At 67.0% G+C, this 18148-nt stretch carries 20 protein-coding genes; 10 read left to right on the top strand and 10 right to left on the bottom strand.

The genetic code is table 11. The features are described from left to right. Nucleotide 1: 1 nt before the first annotated feature. From ACLJPD_RS28440 to ACLJPD_RS28425, 4 genes are read right to left on the bottom strand one after another with little or no spacing between them, the layout of a single operon-like run. A complete protein-coding gene (locus ACLJPD_RS28440; RefSeq protein WP_410876223.1) occupies nucleotides 2-553 on the bottom strand; it encodes a nuclear transport factor 2 family protein in 552 nt (183 codons plus the stop codon). Beyond that, on the bottom strand, nucleotides 553-780 hold the full coding sequence (locus tag ACLJPD_RS28435; protein WP_410876222.1) for a ferredoxin: 228 nt from the start codon (nucleotides 778-780) through the stop codon (nucleotides 553-555). The genes ACLJPD_RS28440 and ACLJPD_RS28435 overlap by 1 nt, the downstream gene beginning before the upstream one ends. Beyond that, nucleotides 777-1574 carry an SDR family oxidoreductase gene (locus ACLJPD_RS28430; protein ID WP_410876221.1) on the bottom strand — a complete coding sequence of 266 codons (798 nt, stop codon included), beginning with the start codon at nucleotides 1572-1574 and terminating at the stop codon, nucleotides 777-779. The genes ACLJPD_RS28435 and ACLJPD_RS28430 overlap by 4 nt, the downstream gene beginning before the upstream one ends. Then, the gene (locus tag ACLJPD_RS28425; RefSeq protein WP_410876220.1) at nucleotides 1574-2779 is read right to left on the bottom strand and encodes a cytochrome P450; all 1206 of its coding nucleotides are present in this window, start codon (nucleotides 2777-2779) and stop codon (nucleotides 1574-1576) included. Before ACLJPD_RS28425 ends, ACLJPD_RS28430 begins: the two co-directional genes overlap by 1 nt. A 233-nt stretch (nucleotides 2780-3012) precedes the next feature. Here ACLJPD_RS28425 and ACLJPD_RS28420 point away from each other — a divergent pair, with 233 nt between their 5' ends. Genes ACLJPD_RS28420 through ACLJPD_RS28380 form a run of 9 tightly spaced genes read left to right on the top strand, consistent with a single transcriptional unit; the run spans nucleotide 3013 to nucleotide 11499 of the window. Beyond that, nucleotides 3013-3912 (top strand): ABC transporter permease, encoded by a 900-nt coding sequence (locus ACLJPD_RS28420; RefSeq protein ID WP_410876219.1) that lies wholly within the window; start codon nucleotides 3013-3015, stop codon nucleotides 3910-3912. Further along, on the top strand, nucleotides 3912-4778 hold the full coding sequence (locus ACLJPD_RS28415; RefSeq protein ID WP_410876218.1) for an ABC transporter permease: 867 nt from the start codon (nucleotides 3912-3914) through the stop codon (nucleotides 4776-4778). The genes ACLJPD_RS28420 and ACLJPD_RS28415 overlap by 1 nt, the downstream gene beginning before the upstream one ends. Before the next feature lie 4 nt (nucleotides 4779-4782). Further along, entirely contained in the window at nucleotides 4783-5826 is a 1044-nt protein-coding gene (locus tag ACLJPD_RS28410) for a hypothetical protein (protein ID WP_410876217.1), read from the top strand. After that, the gene (locus tag ACLJPD_RS28405; RefSeq protein WP_410876216.1) at nucleotides 5826-6824 is read left to right on the top strand and encodes an MlaD family protein; all 999 of its coding nucleotides are present in this window, start codon (nucleotides 5826-5828) and stop codon (nucleotides 6822-6824) included. Before ACLJPD_RS28410 ends, ACLJPD_RS28405 begins: the two co-directional genes overlap by 1 nt. Further along, nucleotides 6812-7819 carry an MlaD family protein gene (locus ACLJPD_RS28400; protein ID WP_410876215.1) on the top strand — a complete coding sequence of 336 codons (1008 nt, stop codon included), beginning with the start codon at nucleotides 6812-6814 and terminating at the stop codon, nucleotides 7817-7819. The genes ACLJPD_RS28405 and ACLJPD_RS28400 overlap by 13 nt, the downstream gene beginning before the upstream one ends. Continuing rightward, complete coding sequence (locus ACLJPD_RS28395) at nucleotides 7819-8922, top strand: MlaD family protein (protein WP_410876214.1); 1104 nt, start codon at nucleotides 7819-7821, stop codon at nucleotides 8920-8922. The genes ACLJPD_RS28400 and ACLJPD_RS28395 overlap by 1 nt, the downstream gene beginning before the upstream one ends. Continuing rightward, complete coding sequence (locus ACLJPD_RS28390) at nucleotides 8919-9953, top strand: MlaD family protein (protein ID WP_410876213.1); 1035 nt, start codon at nucleotides 8919-8921, stop codon at nucleotides 9951-9953. Before ACLJPD_RS28395 ends, ACLJPD_RS28390 begins: the two co-directional genes overlap by 4 nt. Beyond that, complete coding sequence (locus tag ACLJPD_RS28385) at nucleotides 9950-10906, top strand: MlaD family protein (RefSeq protein WP_410876212.1); 957 nt, start codon at nucleotides 9950-9952, stop codon at nucleotides 10904-10906. The genes ACLJPD_RS28390 and ACLJPD_RS28385 overlap by 4 nt, the downstream gene beginning before the upstream one ends. A gap of 17 nt (nucleotides 10907-10923) precedes the next feature. Further along, nucleotides 10924-11499 (top strand): hypothetical protein, encoded by a 576-nt coding sequence (locus ACLJPD_RS28380; protein ID WP_410876211.1) that lies wholly within the window; start codon nucleotides 10924-10926, stop codon nucleotides 11497-11499. Nucleotide 11500: 1 nt separating this feature from the next. Here ACLJPD_RS28380 and ACLJPD_RS28375 read toward each other — a convergent pair whose 3' ends face one another. After that, entirely contained in the window at nucleotides 11501-11647 is a 147-nt protein-coding gene (locus tag ACLJPD_RS28375) for a DUF1059 domain-containing protein (RefSeq protein WP_410876210.1), read from the bottom strand. Nucleotides 11648-11711: 64 nt separating this feature from the next. On the opposite strand from ACLJPD_RS28375, the gene ACLJPD_RS28370 reads away from it, so the two are divergent. Next, nucleotides 11712-12368 (top strand): class I SAM-dependent methyltransferase, encoded by a 657-nt coding sequence (locus tag ACLJPD_RS28370; protein ID WP_410876209.1) that lies wholly within the window; start codon nucleotides 11712-11714, stop codon nucleotides 12366-12368. A gap of 20 nt (nucleotides 12369-12388) precedes the next feature. Here the strand turns inward: ACLJPD_RS28370 and ACLJPD_RS28365 are convergent, their stop codons facing one another. From ACLJPD_RS28365 to ACLJPD_RS28345, 5 genes are read right to left on the bottom strand one after another with little or no spacing between them, the layout of a single operon-like run. Then, nucleotides 12389-13414 carry a prenyltransferase gene (locus tag ACLJPD_RS28365; protein WP_410876208.1) on the bottom strand — a complete coding sequence of 342 codons (1026 nt, stop codon included), beginning with the start codon at nucleotides 13412-13414 and terminating at the stop codon, nucleotides 12389-12391. Continuing rightward, the gene (locus ACLJPD_RS28360) at nucleotides 13401-14132 is read right to left on the bottom strand and encodes a class I SAM-dependent methyltransferase (protein ID WP_410876207.1); all 732 of its coding nucleotides are present in this window, start codon (nucleotides 14130-14132) and stop codon (nucleotides 13401-13403) included. The genes ACLJPD_RS28365 and ACLJPD_RS28360 overlap by 14 nt, the downstream gene beginning before the upstream one ends. Before the next feature lie 31 nt (nucleotides 14133-14163). Continuing rightward, entirely contained in the window at nucleotides 14164-15408 is a 1245-nt protein-coding gene (locus ACLJPD_RS28355) for a glycosyltransferase family 4 protein (RefSeq protein ID WP_410876206.1), read from the bottom strand. Then, nucleotides 15408-16667: a cytochrome P450 gene (locus ACLJPD_RS28350; protein ID WP_410876205.1), complete on the bottom strand. Its 1260-nt coding sequence runs from the start codon at nucleotides 16665-16667 to the stop codon at nucleotides 15408-15410. Before ACLJPD_RS28350 ends, ACLJPD_RS28355 begins: the two co-directional genes overlap by 1 nt. Nucleotides 16668-16685: 18 nt before the next feature. Continuing rightward, complete coding sequence (locus tag ACLJPD_RS28345; protein ID WP_410876204.1) at nucleotides 16686-18038, bottom strand: cytochrome P450; 1353 nt, start codon at nucleotides 18036-18038, stop codon at nucleotides 16686-16688. Nucleotides 18039-18148: the final 110 nt, after the last annotated feature.

The following is an 18148-nucleotide window of genomic DNA, read 5'->3' as shown; positions in this document are numbered from 1 at the left end:
GTCACCACAGGGAAGCGGGCGATTCGCCGATGCGGTACCAGCCGGGCAGCGGGTCACGCGAGACCGAGCGTTCGATGCGCTTGTGCATGCCGGGGGAGAGGGCGTTGTCGGTGATCATGTCGAGGAACATCGCCGAGACATTGCCGAAGTCGAAGAAGTCACGCTGCCACGACCATTGGAAGTCGCCGCCGTAGCGGAACCAGCTGCCGCCGATGCCCTCGGGGGAGTAGTGCCTGCCGTCGGCGCGCTTGCCCTCGTTGATCTGCTTCCAGAAACCGATCACGGTGCCGGTGCGCTCGTCGACGACGAACTCCTGGTACGGATAGGTCCAGCCCTCGAGGCCGAGCATCTCCTGGCCGAGGGCGTAGTCGCGGATCTCGTCGCGGCCGACAGCCATGAACTCCTGCTTGGGACCGTAGTTCCAGCCGTAGGTGGCGTCCACCGTGTACATGTCGGCCAGGGGCTTCCAGTCACCCTTCTCCTCGCAGCGCTGGTTCTCCACCACCCAGCGCGCAACCATCTCGTCGAGTTCGGAACGCTCGAAACTTGCCATCAGTCTGTGCCTTTCGCAGAGGAATCGGATTCGCCACCGTCGGCGATCGACAGAGCTCGGGTGGGGCAGTAGCGGATCGCGGCCTCGACGGCCTGGCGTTCCGCGACGCCCGGGGTGGGGTCGGTGATCTGGACCAGACCGCGCTTGGGCACGGTGAAGACCGCGGGCGCCTCGTCCTGGCAGACGCCGTGTCCCTGACACAGGTCGAGGTCGACTACGACCCTCATGACGCACCGCCGTCGGGCACCGGCCGCAGCGGCGCCTCCGGCTGCACCTCGACCAGCACCATGTGGACCCCACGCGGAACCGAGACCACCGTCGCGACCGCGTCGGCGAGATGTTTCGGCCGCAACATGTAGGGGTGGCGGGCCAGGCCCCAGTCCTTCCAGTCCTGCAGCACCGGCCCGACGATCTCGGGAGTCGAATCCATGCCCATCCCGGTCAGGGTGGGACCGGGACGGACCAGCGAAGCGCGAATTCCGGTGCCCTCCAGTTCCATGCGCAACTGGCCGACCATCGCCTCCAGCCCGTTCTTCGCGGCGCTGTAGGCGCCGGAGCGCGGCCGCGGGTTGTCGGCGCAGTCGGAACTGATCACGACGAGATCGCCGCGCCGTCGCGCTGTCATCCCGGGCAGCACGCGGTGGACGAGTCGTTGCGCGCCGACGAGATGGACCTGCACCTGGAACAGAAAACGTTCCGGGTTCATCTCACCGACGAGGGAGAACTCGATGTCGCCCGCGCCGGAGACCAGGATCTCGGTCGGGCCGAGGGTGCGCTCGGCGGCGGTCACGAACTCGTCGACGGAGTCGGCATCGGTGACGTCGAGACGGTGGGCGTACGCCTCGCCGCCGTCGGCGCGGATCTTGGCGGCGAGTTCCTCGCACAGCTCGACTCGGCGCGCGCCGAGTGCCACCGGATGGCCGAGTTCGGCCAGTGCGACGGCCGTCGCGGCGCCGATACCGGAGGACGCGCCTGCCACCAGCGTGGGCCTGCGGTCGGGATGGGGTTCGAATCGGGGCACTAGCTGACCTCTACTGTGATGGGGAGTTTGGCGAAGCCACGGACGTTGGTGGAGTGCACCCGTTCGATGCCGTCGGCGTCGACGTCGTATCTCGCGACCCGCGAGGCGAATTCGCCGAGCACGATGGTGGCTTCGAGCCGGGCCAGGTGCGCGCCGAGGCAGAAGTGCACGCCCGCACCGAAACTGGCCAGTGCGCTGCTGTCGTTGCGGTCGATGACGTAGCTGTCGCCGTCGTCGAAGGCCGCCGCGTCGCGGTTGGCCGAGCCGATCAGCAACAGCACCTTCGCGCCCGCCGGGATGGTGGCGCCGTGGTAGTCGAGGTCGACCGCCGCGGTGCGCGCCACGATCTGGCTCGAGGTGTCGTAGCGCAGCGTCTCCTCCACCCAGTCGCTCACCAGCTCGGGCTCGGCGACGACCTTGGCGTACTCCGCGGGATTGGCGGCGGCCCAGTAGAGGGCATTGCCCAAGAGCTTGGTGGTGGTCTCGTTTCCGGCGACGACCATCAGGAACATGAAGCCGATGATCTCCTCGTCGGTGAGGGTGTCGTCCTCGATCTCGGCATCCAGCAGCGCCGAGGTGAGGTCGTCGGCGGGCGCGGCCCGGCGCTGGGCGACCATGTCGGTGTAGTAGCCGAACAGGCGGATCGAGGCGTCGATCGCATCGGCGGGCACATCGAGTACGCCCTCCTCCCGGTGCACCACCAGATCCGCCAACCGGCGGATCTCGGCCCGATCGGACTCGGGAACACCCATCAGTTCGGAGATGACGTCCATCGGCAGCTTGCCCGCGACCTCGTCGATCCAGTCGAAGCTGCCACGCGCGAGGGCCGGCTCGAGATGTTCCAGGGTGATCTCCCGGATCCGCACTTCCATCTCGGCAACACGCTTCGGTGTGAATCCCTTGAAAACGAGCCTGCGCATGCGCATATGTCGCGGATCGTCCATCGCCAGAAACGACATCACCCGATGCGCGTGTGGGCCCCAGGCCGCTGGATCGAGGGAGACGCCATTGGCGCTGGAGAGTCGATTGCTGTCCCGAAAAGCCGCGATCACATCGGAATGTCGCGACAATGCCCAGAAATCGAGATCGGGATTGTGATAAAGCGGCGCCTCGGTGCGCAGGCGGTGGTAAGTCGGATACGGATCATCGTGGAATCCGTAGTCGTACGGGTCGAAAGTCACGGGCTCCACAGCGGCGCTGGTCATCGTGAACACCCCGGTTTCGATCGGTCGTCTCCGGCGGGGGCTGGTGTCGATCGCCCCGTGGGAGACAGGTAGCTGGACATGTGTCTGGACGGTACCATCGACACTAGTTCGGCACAACGGTTTCGGTGACCGAGGAAGCCTCCTACCGGCCGATGTCGACGGATTTCGGCGCTGGTAGAAAATCTGGACCAGTGTCTGGAATGTGGTCCAGATCATATGGTACGGTCACCGCCATGGCAGGGGTAGACGGCGAAGTCGCACCGGCTCGAGATGGTGTGACGGGCACGAGTGACCCGGATGCACCGGAGGCCGAACAGGCGAGTGCGGGCCGGATAATTCGACAGAACTTCTCCGATACCGTCCTTTCGAGTGTCGCCACCTTCGGCCGGGCATTGCGTATCGGCGCCGTGGCCGTTTACATCGGCATCAACGACGCCATTCGCGGACGATTCCAAGTACACGAAACTCTGACGCAGGCCTGGTTTCTGATCCGGGTCACCGCGGTACCGAGCATTTTGATGGCCATTCCGTTCGGTGTCATCGTTTCCGCCCAAGTCGGCAATATCGTGTCCGAACTCGGTGCCGATTCGATGATCGGTGCCGCGGGTGGGCTGGGCGTCATCAAACAGGGCGCGCCGATGGCCACCGCGATGCTGCTCGGCGGTGCGGGCGCCGCCGCCATCGCCGCCGACCTGGGGGCGAGGACCATCCGCGAGGAGGTCGACGCACTGCGGGTGATGGGCATCGACCCGGTGCAGCGGCTGGTCGTGCCGCGCATCGCGGCCATGATGTTGGTCGCGCCGCTGCTCAATATCCTGATCATCTTCGTCGGCGTCAGTTCCGGTTTCGTGGTCGCAGTGTCGGCGTTGAACGTCACCCCGGGCAGCTACTGGCAGTCCTTCGGTGCCTTCACCACCTCGATCGATGTGTGGGTGTCGCTGGTCAAGGCGCTGATGTTCGGCTTCCTCGTCGTCGTCATCGCCTGTCAGCGCGGGTTGGAGGCCAAGGGCGGACCGCGCGGTGTCGCCGACGGGGTCAACGCGGCCGTGGTGATGTCGATCGCCGCGGCCGTTGTGCTGAACACCGTGATCACCCAGGTGGTCACCATGTTCTTCCCCGTGAGGATGGCCTGATGAGCGCGGCTCCCTACTATCCCGTCGGGCTGCGGTGGGTGGGCAGGCTCCGGCGCCGCGGCATCAGTCCGCTCGGGCCGATCGAGTCGATCGGCTTCGTGATCGGCTTCGTCTGGCAGGTGCTCTCGTCGGTGCCCTACGCGCTCATGCGCTACCGGCGCCAGACCATCACGATGGTGACGGACATGACCTGGGGTCGTGGTTCGGTGATCATCGGTGGTGGCGTGGTGCCGCTGATGCTGTTGCTCGGCGCGGCGATGGGCGCGTCGATCGGTATCGAGGCGTTCAGCGCGCTTGATCTGTTGTCGCTCGGTCAGCTCAGCGGTCTCATCTCCGCCTTCGGGGTGACCCGTGAGCTCGCGCCGATCGCAGCGGGGATCGGGTTCGCGGCGCAGGCCGGGTGCCGGATGACCGCCGAGATCGGGTCCATGCGCATCTCCGAGGAGATCGACGCGCTGGAATCGCTCGGAATCCGGTCGGTGCCGTTCGTCGTGACGACCCGAGTGATCGCCGGGATCTTCGCCGTCGCACCGGCTTTCGTGGTCGCGCTGATCCTGAGCTACGCCTCCTGCGCCCTGATCGTGACGACCATCCACGGGACACCGACCGGCACGTACAACCACTACTTCGATCAGTTCGTTGTCGGCTGGGACGTCTTCGCCGCGACCGTCAAGGTGATGGTGTTCGCCATCGCTGTCGTGCTGATCCATTGCTATCAGGGCTATTTCGCCACGGGCGGTCCCGAGGGCGTCGGTATCGGTTCCGGGCGCGCCATTCGGGCGAGCCTGGTGGCGATCATCGCGCTCGACATGGTCGCCACCATCCTCCTGTGGGGATTCCAATCCCCCGTCACGTTCACCGGGTGATGCCATGCCTGCTTACGCTCTGCCCGGAACCGAGGTCGGACCGCTGCGCGCCCGCGTGCTCGGCGTGCTCGCCGTCGTGCTGGCGTTGCTCGCCGTGCTGATCTGGCGCGTCGTGCCCGACAGCGTGCCCGCCGATCAGATCACGGTCGCGCTGCTGGTCGCCGAGGTCGGCGAGGGGGTGGGGGAGGACACCGACGTTCGGCTCGACGGCGTGCGCGTCGGCTCGGTCAGCGGGATCGAGTCCGTGGGTCGGAGCCGACAGCGAATCGAGCTGACGCTCAGCGGTTCTCAACTGTTCGGCCTGACGAACGCGCTGACCATCGACTACGCGCCGGGCAGCCTCTTCGGTATCAGCGCCGTCGAACTGCACTCGATGACGGGCGGCACCGCGCTGGCCGACGGATCGATCGTCGACCTGACCGGGCGCGCGGCCGATCGGGTGCACGACGCCACACTGTCGGCCCTGCTGAAGTCGACCGGTCAGCTCACCGACGAGGTGCTGACCCCGAAACTCGTTGAGCTGCTCAGTACCGTCTCCCGCGACCTCACGGCCTTCGCGCCACTGCTGCAGGCCATCGGTACCACCGCCCGCTCCTATGCCGAGACCCGGCAACTGCCGCCGTCGGTGCTGTTCGAGCAGTTCGGTTCGGCGCTGACCGGCCTGCCGCCGATGTTGACCGGTGGGCTGACGCTGCTGTACGCGGAGTACACGAACAAGTACCTGGCGGTACCCGACCAGCTCCAACGATTCAGCCAGATGTTCACCGGCATCCAATACGAATTGCTGCCGACGGTCACGCAACTGCTCAGTACGTCCCGCCAGTACTTCGGGGAGATCCTGCCCATGATCAGCCTCGTTCTCGACCGACTCGCCGCGTCGGTCAGCACGCCCGAACGCTCGACGCAGCAGCTGAGCGAACTGATCGCTCGGCTGGACAACTCCTTTCGCGACACTGCGAACGGCCCCGTGCTCAGTGCCGAGATCGATTTGGCCGGGGTGCCGGGCTTGGCGACACCGTTGGCCTCGATGCTCGGGGGCGGTCGCTGATGTCGACACGTGCCCTGCTGATCCGGGTAGCCACCGCGGTAATGCTGATGGGCCTGGTACTGGTCGGCGTGCTGCGTGTGATCGAACGACCCGTCGACGGCGAAACCGACACCTACACAGCACTGTTCACCGACGCGAACGGCCTGCGGGCCGGCGACGACGTGCGCCTCTACGGCGTGCAGGTCGGCAAGGTGGGCGCGGTCGAACTCGACGGCGCGCTGGCCCGGGTGCGTTTCACCGTCAGCACCGATCGTGCGCTGTTCACCAACACCGTGATCGCCATCCGCTACCAGAATCTCACCGGCTTCCGATATCTGGACGTCGAGCAGCCCGAGCGGCCTGCGGGCAGGCGTGATCCGGATTCGGTGTTCGGTACCGCGGAGACGGTGCCCGACTTCGATATCACCCGCTTGTTCAAGGGCTTGCAGCCGGTGCTCGCCGAACTCTCGCCCGAGGATCTCAATCAGTTCGCGACCAGCATTCTCGCCGTGCTCCATGGCGACGGAACGGGGCTCGGGCAGGCGCTGGGCGCCATCGACACGCTGAGCCGCTACGCCTCCGACCGGCAGGCGGTGCTGTCGACGCTGGCGAGCAATCTGGCCCAGGTCGCCGATCATCTCGGTGGTAAGTCGGGCAACGCCATGAAACTGCTGACCAATCTGACCAACCTGTTCATCACCATCACCGACAAGCTGCCCGGCCTCGTCTCCTTCGCGATCGAAATTCCCGGTGTGCTGAAACCGCTGCGGAGCATGCTCGACGTCTTCGGGGCCACCGGCGAACCGGGCGGCGACCTCGACACCGCGCTGCGCAACGCCTTCCCCGATCCGTACGACGCGGTGGCCGCGTTCGAGAACCTGCCCGGCCTCATCCAGGCGATGACCCAGGCGATTCCGCCGACCGGACCCGACCTCACCTGCACGCACGGCGACGCCACCGCGCCCGCGCCGCTGCAGGTGCTCATCGCCGGACAGGGGATCGTGCTGTGCCACCGTTGACCCGCCGACGCGGCAGCATCGATCCGCGGGCGAACGAGTTGCGCTGGGGGATCGCGGGAATCTGCGCGGCCGTGGTGCTGCTGATCGCGATCGGCGCGGTGTACGTCACCGGAACCGATTCGGAGAGAACGTATTCCGCCGAGATGACCCAGGCCGGTTCGGTGCGGGTCGGTGACGATGTGCGGCTGGCGGGGATCCCCGTGGGGAAGGTGAGCGCGCTGACCCTGCTGCCCGACCGGGTGAGGATGGAGTTCACCGTCGCCGACGAGGCGTTCCTCGGCGACCAGACCACCCTCGACATCCGGATGCTCACTTTCGTCGGCGGCTACTACGTGGCGGTGCTGCCCGCGGGCACGAAACCGCTCGGTGCGGGAGTGATTCCGGTGGAGCGAGTCATCGTGCCCTACAACCTGACCAAGGCGTTCCAGGACGCGGTGGCGCCGGTGCGTGGGATCGACGGGAGTGTGTTCCGGCAGGATCTCGCCGCGCTGTCCACCGCGATCGACAAGAGTCCGGAGGCGGTGCGCTCGGTCGTGCGGGCCGCCGGTGACGTGGTCGCGATCCTCGACCAGCAGAACGCCGACATCTCCCGCACCCTGTCCATCGCCGACGAATACCTGACCGCGCTCAACGCGAATGCCGACGTACTGGCGAACCTGATCATCACCCTCGGCACGCTCGAGCAGATCATCCAGGCCGACAAGTGGCAGGTCGCCGATTCCCTGCACGACATGGCGGCGATCCTGAGCAACCTCACCCCGCTCGGACGGGCGTGGGACGCCTCGATCAAAGAGCGGGTCCAGCCGCTCGCCGATGCGATCCCGGCGCTCGAAGAGCTGGGCGAGCGCCTTGGCACCCTGCTGAATTCTGTTCGCGCGCTCCAGGAACGGCTGCTCCCGCTGCTGCCGCCGGGTGGCGGCGTCAGTGTCGACCAGTCCGGCGCGACGATCCCACTTCCCGCCGTGTGCGTGCCATTGCCGGGAGGCGGCTGCTGATGTGGAAACAGTTTCTCGGCTCGCGCGGATTCATGTCGGCCGCGGTGGTCCTCACGCTCGTCCTCGCCGGTGCGATCGGCCTGCGACTGAGCACGCCGAACCCACCGACGCGTGCCTACTGTGCCGAAATGCCTGACAGCATCGGGCTTTACGAGGGCAGCGCGGTGACGGTCATGGGGGTCCAGGTCGGGCGCGTCACCGGGATCAGCATCGACGGCGCGGTGGCGCGGGTGGAGTTCACGGTGCGCGCCGACCGCAAGCTGCCGCTCGATGTCGGTGCGGTAACCGTCAGCGACACCCTGATCGCCGATCGGCGGCTCGCCCTGATCGGCGCCGAACCCGCTGGGCCTGGCTGGAATTCGAGCGGCTGCATCACCAAGACCCTCACGCCCAAGAGCCTGACACAGACCTTCGACGCACTCGCTGCCCTGGCCGACCAGCTCAACGGTGCGGACGACCCCGACCAGCGCACCGCCGTCGGGGCGGGGATCGAGGCACTCGATCGCGCGACCGTGGGAACGGGCGATCAGATCAACGACCTGATCGTCGCGCTGAGCCGGGCACTCGCCGCACCGGATGCGGCGATCGGTCACCTCGGCCAACTGCTCGACGCACTCACCGAACTCGCGCACCGAGCCCGCGGGGGCTGGGCACAGGTGGAGACCACGGTGACCGGGCTGCCCCAGACCTTCGACGACATCGTCACCATCGCCTTCCCGCCGATCATCGAGATCGTCGACACCCTCGCAGAACTGTTGCCCCAGCTCAACGATGTGATCATCATGTTCGGATCGCCCGCGTTGCGTGCGGTGGGCTCCGTGCCGGGTCTGTCGCGGATGATCGCGGCCGGTGTCGGCTCGCTCGCCGACATCATCGCGATGACACCTGCCGTCGCGAGCGGCTTCGCCGGCGCGGTCGACCCGGTCAGCGGAGCGCTGACCATCGGCTACGCGCCACCGAAACTCACACTCGCCCAACATGACTCGGCCGAGATCTGTGCGGCCGTGCAGATCATCACCGGACAGCCCTGCCAGGCCAGCGAAAGCGGTGCGATGACAATTCCGGCCCTGCCCTTCCTGCTGGGGGCGGTGAGCGCACGATGAGACGCGCGGTCCTGCTCGCCCTCGCGGTCTTGCTCGCCGCGACCGGCTGCGGCTTCCAGCCCGCCGACCTGCCGGTACCGGGTGCCGGTGTCGACGGGCCGACCTACCCGCTGCGGATCGAGTTCGCCGACGTGCTCAATCTCCCGCAGGGCGCCAAGGTGATCGCGGCCGGTGTGCGCGTGGGCGGGCTGACCGGCGTGACCCTCGTCGATCCCGTCCCCGCCACCGGGGACCGGACGGCCGTGCCAGGGTATGCCGTCGCCGATGTCGTGATCCGGCAGTCGGTGCGGCTGCCGGTCGGGACCACCGCCGAACTGCGCCAGGAGACTCCGCTCGGCGACGTGCACATCGCGCTCAGCGAACCGGTGGACGCGACCGCGGGCGAGCTCTCACCGGGCGCGACCATCCCGCTGGCGCACACCACCCAGTCACCGCCGATCGAGGACATCCTCGCGGGACTGTCCACCTTCATCGGCAGCGGAGCGGTGACCGATCTGCAGAGCATCGTCCGCACGGTGAACGGTGTCATGCCCGAGGATCCGCGCGAAACCGCCAGGATCGCAGGGGTTCTCGGCGCCGACATCGCCGATCTCGGCAACCACGTGAGCTCGGTCGACGCCCTGCTCGACGGGTTGGAAGCCATGGTCGAGGAAGGGATGCAGCGCAATGTGCCGATTCTCGACGAACTGCTCACCCCGTACGGTGTCGACCACACCACCGATGCGGTGAACGCCCAGATCGGCGTCATCTTCGTGTTGACCGCGCTGGGCCCGGTCGCGCCGAGCGCGCAGTGGCTCGGCCCGCTGCTGTCCTCGCTGGACGACACCACTCGCGCCCTGGTCCCGATGCTGCTGGGCAGCCGACCGCTCGATGCCGACTCTCCGTCGAACATGAAGGCGCTCGTCGACCTCATCAATCACAAGCTCGTTCCGTTCGCCACCAACGGTCCGAAGGTCGAGTTGGCGATCACGCAGGAAGAACACACTGCCCGCATCGTCGACTCCCTGCGCATGATCGGTCTGGTGCGATGAATCTTCGCGCGGCAGTGTCACTGTCCGCCATCGCGGCGGTCCTGGTGTTCGGAGTGGGGTACATGTCGCTCGGGGTGCTCCGGTTCGATCCGCGGATCAGCTACCTCACCGCCGATCTGCGACTGGAGAATTCGGGCGGGCTCGGACCGAATTCGCCGGTTCTGCTCGCCGGTGTCCAGGTCGGCCGGACCGAATCGGTGCGCAAGCAGTCAGGGGGTGTGCTGGTTCGGCTGCGGATCGACACCCGCTACCGGATCCCGGTGTCCAGTGAGGTCAGGATCGAGCAACTGTCGGCACTGGGCGAGCCCTATATCGCCTTCGCACCGAAATCCGGTGCGGGCCCGTATCTCGAGGACGGCCAGGTCGTCGCGGCCGACCGGATTCACCGGCCGATGACCATCACGGCGCTGTCGGCCCGACTGGTGGAATTGCTCGACCAGATCAATCCGGAGGCGATCGCGCGCCTGGTCGACACCTTCGACCGGGCGCTGGCCGGGACCGACACGGCGATGCAGACCCTGCAGCGGTCCTCGACCCTGCTCGCGGCCACCCTGCTCAGCCGCACCGAGGCCCTCCGGCAACTGTTCGCCGATATGCAAGCACTCGGCGCTGACATGGCGTGGCTGGGGCCGTCATTGGGTACGGCGGGCCCGCTGTTCGGCGAGTTCGGGGTCACGCTGAACGCGATCGTCGAATCCGGCTCGGCGCTCGTCGAAAGTCGCCCGGTGCCCGCCTTTTTCACCGGCGACGGCCTCGTCCCCTTCCTCGACAATCTCACCGCCCTGATCGCCGAGATCGGGCCGAGCATCGCCCCGTTGGGGCAGATCCTGGGGCCGGTGGTCACCGACGCGGTGCACCGGACCCCCGCCATAGACATCAGCACCCTGATCGACCAGGCCCTACAGAGCGTGGACGCCGACGGCACAGTGCATTTGCGCATCGGCGTCAAATAGTTCGGACAAGGAAGACCATGAGCACAGCGATCGACGAAGCCACCACCACCGAGGCCGACGAACAGCAGCCACGCACCCTGTCCATCCGACTCTCGACCGTGCTGATCACCGGCACGATCGGTGTCCTCGTCGCCGCGGTCGTCACCTTCGCCGCGCTGTACTTCTCAGCCGACGCGACGATCGCCGAACGTGATGCGCGCGAGGCCGACGCCAGGCAGGTCGAGCAGATCGCCGCGGACTACGGCGTCGGCGCGTCCACGATCGACTACCGCGACGTGAAGGCGTGGCTGGGGCGACTGAAGGCCGGTACCACCCCGCAACTCGCCGCCAAATTCGACGCCACCGCACCGCAATTGGAGCAGATCCTGCTGCCGCTGCAATGGACATCGACGGCGACACCGCTCGCGGCGACCGTCACGTCGGAGGCAGGCGGTATCTACAAGGTCAACGCCTACCTCGATGTCGTGTCCACCAGCGCGCAGACGCCCGCCGGGACGCGGACGACGGTCACCTACTCGCTCACTGTCGACCGCGGGGCCGGGTGGCAGATCACCGAGGTGGGTGGCCTACAGAACGCGTTGCCGACCAAATAGCTCAGTAGGCGATGAAGAGGATCTCGTCGGGGGTGTAGTCGTGGCCGGGGTGATTCTCGGCCAGGTGCGTCTGGGTCTGCTTGATCAGGTCGTCTTCGTCGGTGGCTTTGATGCTGAAACCACAGGGACAGTTGAGGCGAGTCTTCATCGTTCTTCTCCTAGCTGGACAGTAGTCTGGATTGTATTCCAGGTCGTATGTTAGCGTGGCCCGCATGGCAGCTGTAGACGAGATCTCCGCCGGTACCAGCGAGCTGTTCGCACTCGCCGAACAGAGCGTCGGCTTCATGCCGCCGGACGAGGGTCGTGCGCTCTACGCCGCCGCCCGTGCCTACGCGGGCGATGGCATCATCATGGAGATCGGCACCTACTGCGGCAAGTCGACCGTCTATCTCGGCGCCGCCGCCCGCGAGACCGGCGCCGCCGTCTACACCGTCGATCACCACCGGGGCTCCGAGGAACACCAGCCGGGCTGGGAGTACCACGACACCACCATGGTCGACGCGGAGACCGGCGTCTTCGACACCGTTACCGCGTTCCGGCGCACCATGATTCGCGCGGGCCTCACCGACACGGTGACCGCGATCATCGGTTCCTCCACCGCCGCCGCCCGCATCTGGCGCACCCCGTTGCACATGCTGTTCGTCGACGGTGGCCACACCGAGGAAGCCGCCCAGCGCGACTACGACAACTGGGTGCACTGGGTCGCGGGCGGCGGGCTGCTCGCCATCCATGACGTGTTCCCCGATCCGGCCGACGGTGGCCGCGCGCCGTTCAACATCTATCGTCGCGCCATCGACAGCGGCAAGTTCCGTGAACTCTCGGTCACCGGTTCGCTGCGCATCCTGCAGCGAACCGCCGCCTGTAACTGAGACCCGCCGCCTCGCTCAGCTCAGCGGGGGAGTGTGTCGCGGAAGATGCCGTTGCCCGCGGTGGTGCGGGTGAGGGCGTCGGCGGCGAGCACGACCGCGGCCGCGGTCCAGGTGGTGCGCTCCTCGGGCCAGCGCTTGCCGTCGGTGAAAACCAGTCCGGTCCAATAGGATCCGTCCGGCTCACGCAGATGCTGCATCGCGGTGAACAGTGACGTCGCGGCAGCGGTGTCGCCGATGGCGTCGAGGGCGAGCACCAGTTCGCAGGTCTCGGCACCGGTGACCCACGGCGCATCGGACACGCAGCGGATGCCGAGATCGGCGACCACGAATTCGTTCCACCGCTGCGCGATCCGGTCCGCGGCCCCCGCACCGCGCAGCGCGCCGCCGAGGACCGGGTAGTACCAGTCCATGGAGTAGCGGCCCTTGTCCAGGAACGCTTCCGGATGATGACGCAGGGCTCGACCGAGTCGGTCGCGGGCCGCCGCCCAGTCCGGTCGCGGATCGCCCATGCGCTCGGCCAGGGTCACCGCACAGCCGAGACTGTGGAAGATGCTGGAACAACCGGTCAGCAGCGCCTCCCCGGATGATCCGGATTCGTTTGCCGACCAGTGGATCTCGCCGTGGGCGCCCAGTTGCAGACCGAGCACGAAGTCGATGCCCGCGCGGACCGTCGGCCACATCTCCGTAGCGAACCCGGTGTCGCCGGTGACATCGAGTGCGTGCAGCACGCCGGTGGCCAGATAGGCGCAGAAATTGGTGTCGGCGTCGTGGTTCTCGATCACGCCCGCGCGCACCTGCATGGGCCACGAGCCGTCGGAACGCTGCGCTTTCGCCGACCAGATATAGGCATCGCGGGCCACATCCCAGAGGCCGCCCACTGTCAGTGCCATCGCGGATTCGATGTGATCCCACGGATCGGTGTGACCGCCGCCGAACCAGGGGATCGCACCATCGGGTTCCTGTGCGGCGGCGATGGATTCGGCGGTACGCCGGATATCGCGCGCGGACACGACACCGGGGACGGACGGCAGGTCAGCGCGCATCACTGCGCACCGCCGGCTTGGTGAAGTAGAGGGCGACGGACTTGCCGACAAGTGGGTTGAGCAGCCGTTCGGCCGTGCGTGTCAGTGCGGGCGCCGACATCATGTCCCAGACCAGCATGCGGTGATAGGCACTCACCAGGGGATGGTTCTCGTTACGCACGCCGACAGCGCATTTGAGCCACCAGAACGGCGCGTGCAGGGCATGCGCGAAGTCCTGGTGGTGGTAGCGCAGGCCGCGCGCGGTGATCTTGTCGCGCAGTTCGTCGGCACGGTAGATGCGCACGTGGCCGCCCTCGTTGGCGTGATATTCGTCCGACAGTGCCCAGCAGATGCGCTCGGGCAGCCAGCGCGGCACCGTCACCGCCAGCGCGCCACCGGGTTTGAGCACCCGCGCCAGCTCGATGACGGCACGGTTGTCCTGCGGGATGTGCTCGAGGATCTCCGAGGCGATGACCACATCGAATTCGTCGTTGCCGTAAGGCAGATCGAGCGCGTCGCCGCGCACGGTCTCGGCCTTCGCGTACTCCGGCGCCTCACCCGCGGCGGCCATGGCCTCGAACATGACGTCCACGTCGGCCAGGTCGGCGGCGTTCTGGTCGAAGGCGACGACATCAGCTCCGCGGCGGTAGGCCTCGAAGGCGTGTCTGCCCGCGCCGCAGCCGATATCGATCACCCGTGATCCGGGGCCGACGCCCAAGCGGTCGAAATCGACGGTCAACACGGTGCCTCCTGGCAGGGGTCGGAAGGGGTCGTCATCCGGGTGTGCCCGGCGGCGTGGGGGAACGGCGGGCGATCGCCTGTTCGTAGATGGCGACGGTCTGCGCGGCGACGGCCGACCAGCTGTACAGCGCGAGCGCGCGCTCACGTCCGGCCGCGCCGAGCCGGCTGCGCCGATCAGGGTCGGTGAGCAGTTCGCCGAGGACCCGGGTCAGGGCGTCCACATCGCCGGGCGTGACCAGTTCGGCGCACGTGCCGACGACCTCGGGCAGCGCACCGGCGCGGCTGGCGACCAGCGGGGTTCCGCTCGCCATCGCCTCGACAGCGGGTAGCGAGAACCCTTCGTACATCGAGGGAATGCAGGCGATCTCGGCCGAGGCGAGCAGTTCGGCCAACTCCTCGTCGCTCACCCCGCTGACCGGGGTCACGATATCGGCGATGCCGAGTTCGGCGATCAGCTTCTCGGTGGGGCCGTTCGGTTCCAGCTTCGCGACGAGCCGGACCTCGACCTCGGTGGTATGGCGCAGCCGGGCCACGGCTTTCAGCAGATGCGCGATGCCCTTGAGTGGCTTGTCGGCACTGGCGACCGCGACGATCCGCCCACGCACCCGCGGTGTCTCGCGGGGCCGGAACAGCTCGGTGTCCACACCGAGGGGCACGGTGTGCAACTGGCCCGGCCTCACCCCGAAGTCCTCGGCGATATCCCCGGCCGAGGACTCGGACACGGTGATCAGGTCCGCGATCTCGCGCGCCACGTGCTGTTGCATGCCGAGAAACCCGTACCAGCGCCGCACGAACAGCTTGCGTCGCCACGGCGTCGCCGCCAGGTCCACCGCGCGGTCGCGGGTGATCGGATGATGGACGGTCGCCACCAGCGGGAACCGCTGCGCGATATCGAGCAGGCCGTAGCCGAGGCACTGATTGTCGTGCACCACATCGAAATCCCCGGCGCGCTCGGCCAGCAGCCCGGCCACGCGCAGGCTGAAGGTGCGCGGTTCGGGGAACCCGGCCGTCCACATGGTGGCCAGCTCGAGCAGGTCGATGCGGTCGCGGATCTCGCGGGGATGCGGTGTTCGGAACGGATTGTCGTCGCGGTACAGGTCCAGACTCGGCACCTCGGTGAGCCGCACCCGCGGGTCGAGATCCTCGGGATAGGGCTGGCCGGAGAACACCTCGACCTCGTGACCGAGCTCCACCAGACCCTGACTCAGGTACCGGACGTACACGCCCTGCCCGCCACAGTGCGGTTTGCTCCGATAGGACAGCAACGCGATCCGCATCAATGCACCGTTCCCGACTCGTAGTTGACCTGCCAATGTTTGATGCCGTTGATCCAACCCGATCGGAGCCGTTGTGGCTCGGCAATCTGCGACAAATCGGGCATCGCATCGGCGATGGCATTGAAGATCAGCTCGATTTCGAGTCGGGCCAGGTTCGCACCGACACAGAAATGCGCGCCGGTGCCACCGAAACCCAGGTGCGGATTGGGGTCGCGCAGGATGTCGAAGCGGAACGGATCCTCGAACGCGTCCTCGTCGAAATTCGCTGAGCTGTAGAACAAGCCGAGGCGTTGACCAGCGCGGATCTGTTGACCGCCGAGCTCGGTGTCGGCCGTGGCGGTGCGCTGGAACACGGTCACCGGCGTCGCCCAGCGCACGATCTCGTCGGGCGCGGTGCGTGGTCGCTGCTGCTTGTAAAGCTCCCACTGTGCCGGATTGTCGACGAACGCCTTCATCCCGTGGGTGATGGCATTACGGGTGGTTTCGTTGCCCGCGACCGCGAGCAGGATCACGAAGAACCCGAACTCGTCCGAGCCGAGCGCCTCCCCGTCGAGGTCGGCGTGCACGAGCCTGCTGACGATGTCGTCGGCGGGATCGGCGCGCCGCTGCTCGGCCATGTTCCAGGCGTAGCCGAGCAGTTCCATCGCCGCGGTGGACGAGGCATCGGTGGTCGTGGCGTCGCCGTACTCCGGGTCGTCGTAGTTGAGTATCTGGTTCGACCAGTCGAACAGCTTGCGGCGGTCCTGCTGGGGGACACCGACGAGTTCGGCGATGGCCTGCAGTGGAAGTTCACACGCCACCTGTTCGACGAAATCACCGCCACCGGCCGCGCGCGCCGCGGCCACGATCGCCGCTGCCCGTTCGGTCAATGCCGCGCGAAACCCCTCGACCGCGCGCGGCGTGAACCCCTTGGCGATGATGCGGCGGATCTTGGTGTGCTTGGGCGGGTCCATGTTCAACAGCAGGGCACCGGTGAGTTCGATCTGCTCGGGTGTGACCTCGCCGGGCAGCCGGATGACCGAGCCCTTCTGCTGGGACGAGAACAGGTCCGGATTGCGCGAAACCTCTTTGATGTCCTCGTGTTTGCTGATCACCCAGTAGCCGCCGTCGCGGAAACCGCCCGACTGCGCGTCGGTCTGGGCGTTCCACCACACCGGTGCGGTCCGGCGCAGCTCGGCGAATTCTTCGACAGGATTGCGGGATTCCCACAGGGCCGGATCGGTGAAATCGAATCCGGCGGGAATGGACGTCGCGGACACAGTGACCTCCGCTCGCGCTCAGCGCTGCCTGCGGCGGTAGCGCACGCGGCAGGGCTGCTGCAACTGCACCACCATCTTCGAATGATCGTTGCGGTAGGTGTCCGAGGGCTGTGCGAGCTCGAACTCCCAGTCGCGCAACAGAATCGAGAAGATCGCCTTGAGCTGCATGAGGGCGAACGGTGCGCCGACACAGCGGTGCTTGCCCGCCCCGAACGGAATCCAGGTCCAGCGGTTGAGGATGTCGTCCTGGCGCGGGTCGAGATAGCGCGCGGGATCGAAGGCGTCCGGGTCGGGAAAATCCTCCGGAATCCGATTGGAGACCGCGGGGGTGGCCGCCACCATGTCGCCCGGCTCGATCCGGTGCCCGCATACCTCGAACTCCCCGCGCGCCAAGCGCATGAGGATGATCAGCGGGGGATGCAGCCGCAGCGTTTCCTTCAGCGCGGCCTCCAGATTCGGAATCTGGCGCAGCGCATGGTGACTCACGTCGGCACCGTCGGCGAAGAGCGCGTCGAGTTCGGACACCACACCGGCCAGTGTCTCGGGGTGGCGCAGCAGTTCGATGATCGTCCAGGCCGCCGTGCCCGAGGTGGTGTGATGGCCCGCGAACATCATCGAGATGAAGATGCCGGTGATCTCGCTGGCCGAGAACCGCAATGCCCCGTTCTCGTCCTTCACCGAGATGAGGACGTCGAGCATGTCGCGATCTTCTTTGCTGGTCGGCGGATTCGCCTGCCGCTGATCCATGATCGCCTGCACGAGTTCGACCAGCGCCGCGCGCGCCGCGTCACGTCGGATGAAGCTCTCGATCGGTGCGTACGGGTCCACGTAGGCCAGGGCGTCGGTGCCCTGCTCGAGCTCGTGATAGAGGTGCGCGAAACGCCCGTCGAGCTGGTTGCGGAACTTCACGCCGATCAGGCAGGCCGAGGAGGTGTAGATGGTCAGCTCGGCGAAGAACTCGAGCAGGTCGATCTCGCCCTCGTCGTCCCACTGCGCGACCATCTGGTCCACTTCGTTGGCGATGGTGCCCGCGTGCCCGCGCATGTGGTCCGCGCGCAGCGCCTGGTTGTGCAACATCTCCTTGCGGCGCTCGGGTGGTGCGTCGAAGACGACGCCCTCACCGAAGATCGGCTTCATGAACGGGTAGGCCGCGCCCTGGTCGAGATCGTCGTCGCCGGCCCGGAAGAAGAATTCATTGGCCTCGGCACCTGACAACAGGACGACATCGCGCCCGGCGAGCTCGAAGGCCCCGACATCGCCGCACTCGGCGCGAACGCGGCGCATCAGCGCGATCGGATCGGTGCGGAACTCGGCCAGGTGCCCGTGTTCGTCCTCGCCTCCGGACACGCGCTGCGGTTTGACCAGCGTCATTGGAAAGTCCTTCCCGGAATACTGTCCAGACACGTTATGGACATGTGTCTGGACAGTACTACGGTTTCGTGATGCGCGACAAGGGTCCGGCCGAATCCGTTGGCCGAGCG

The organism is Nocardia sp. A7 (assembly GCF_046549215.1).
Taxonomy (GTDB): Bacteria; Actinomycetota; Actinomycetes; order Mycobacteriales; family Mycobacteriaceae; genus Nocardia.
This window is presented reverse-complemented; position numbering and strand designations above follow the sequence as displayed.

Coding starts and splice junctions, on each gene's coding strand:
- ACLJPD_RS28395 (WP_410876214.1), top strand. CDS start 7,819: ATGTGGAAACAGTTTCTCGGCTCGCGCGGATTCATGTCGGCCGCGGTG.
- ACLJPD_RS28380 (WP_410876211.1), top strand. CDS start 10,924: ATGAGCACAGCGATCGACGAAGCCACCACCACCGAGGCCGACGAACAG.
- ACLJPD_RS28415 (WP_410876218.1), top strand. CDS start 3,912: ATGAGCGCGGCTCCCTACTATCCCGTCGGGCTGCGGTGGGTGGGCAGG.
- ACLJPD_RS28370 (WP_410876209.1), top strand. CDS start 11,712: ATGGCAGCTGTAGACGAGATCTCCGCCGGTACCAGCGAGCTGTTCGCA.
- ACLJPD_RS28435 (WP_410876222.1), bottom strand. CDS start 780: ATGAGGGTCGTAGTCGACCTCGACCTGTGTCAGGGACACGGCGTCTGC.
- ACLJPD_RS28410 (WP_410876217.1), top strand. CDS start 4,783: ATGCCTGCTTACGCTCTGCCCGGAACCGAGGTCGGACCGCTGCGCGCC.
- ACLJPD_RS28345 (WP_410876204.1), bottom strand. CDS start 18,038: ATGACGCTGGTCAAACCGCAGCGCGTGTCCGGAGGCGAGGACGAACAC.
- ACLJPD_RS28425 (WP_410876220.1), bottom strand. CDS start 2,779: ATGACCAGCGCCGCTGTGGAGCCCGTGACTTTCGACCCGTACGACTAC.
- ACLJPD_RS28385 (WP_410876212.1), top strand. CDS start 9,950: ATGAATCTTCGCGCGGCAGTGTCACTGTCCGCCATCGCGGCGGTCCTG.
- ACLJPD_RS28405 (WP_410876216.1), top strand. CDS start 5,826: ATGTCGACACGTGCCCTGCTGATCCGGGTAGCCACCGCGGTAATGCTG.
- ACLJPD_RS28440 (WP_410876223.1), bottom strand. CDS start 553: ATGGCAAGTTTCGAGCGTTCCGAACTCGACGAGATGGTTGCGCGCTGG.
- ACLJPD_RS28355 (WP_410876206.1), bottom strand. CDS start 15,408: ATGCGGATCGCGTTGCTGTCCTATCGGAGCAAACCGCACTGTGGCGGG.
- ACLJPD_RS28390 (WP_410876213.1), top strand. CDS start 8,919: ATGAGACGCGCGGTCCTGCTCGCCCTCGCGGTCTTGCTCGCCGCGACC.
- ACLJPD_RS28375 (WP_410876210.1), bottom strand. CDS start 11,647: ATGAAGACTCGCCTCAACTGTCCCTGTGGTTTCAGCATCAAAGCCACC.
- ACLJPD_RS28420 (WP_410876219.1), top strand. CDS start 3,013: ATGGCAGGGGTAGACGGCGAAGTCGCACCGGCTCGAGATGGTGTGACG.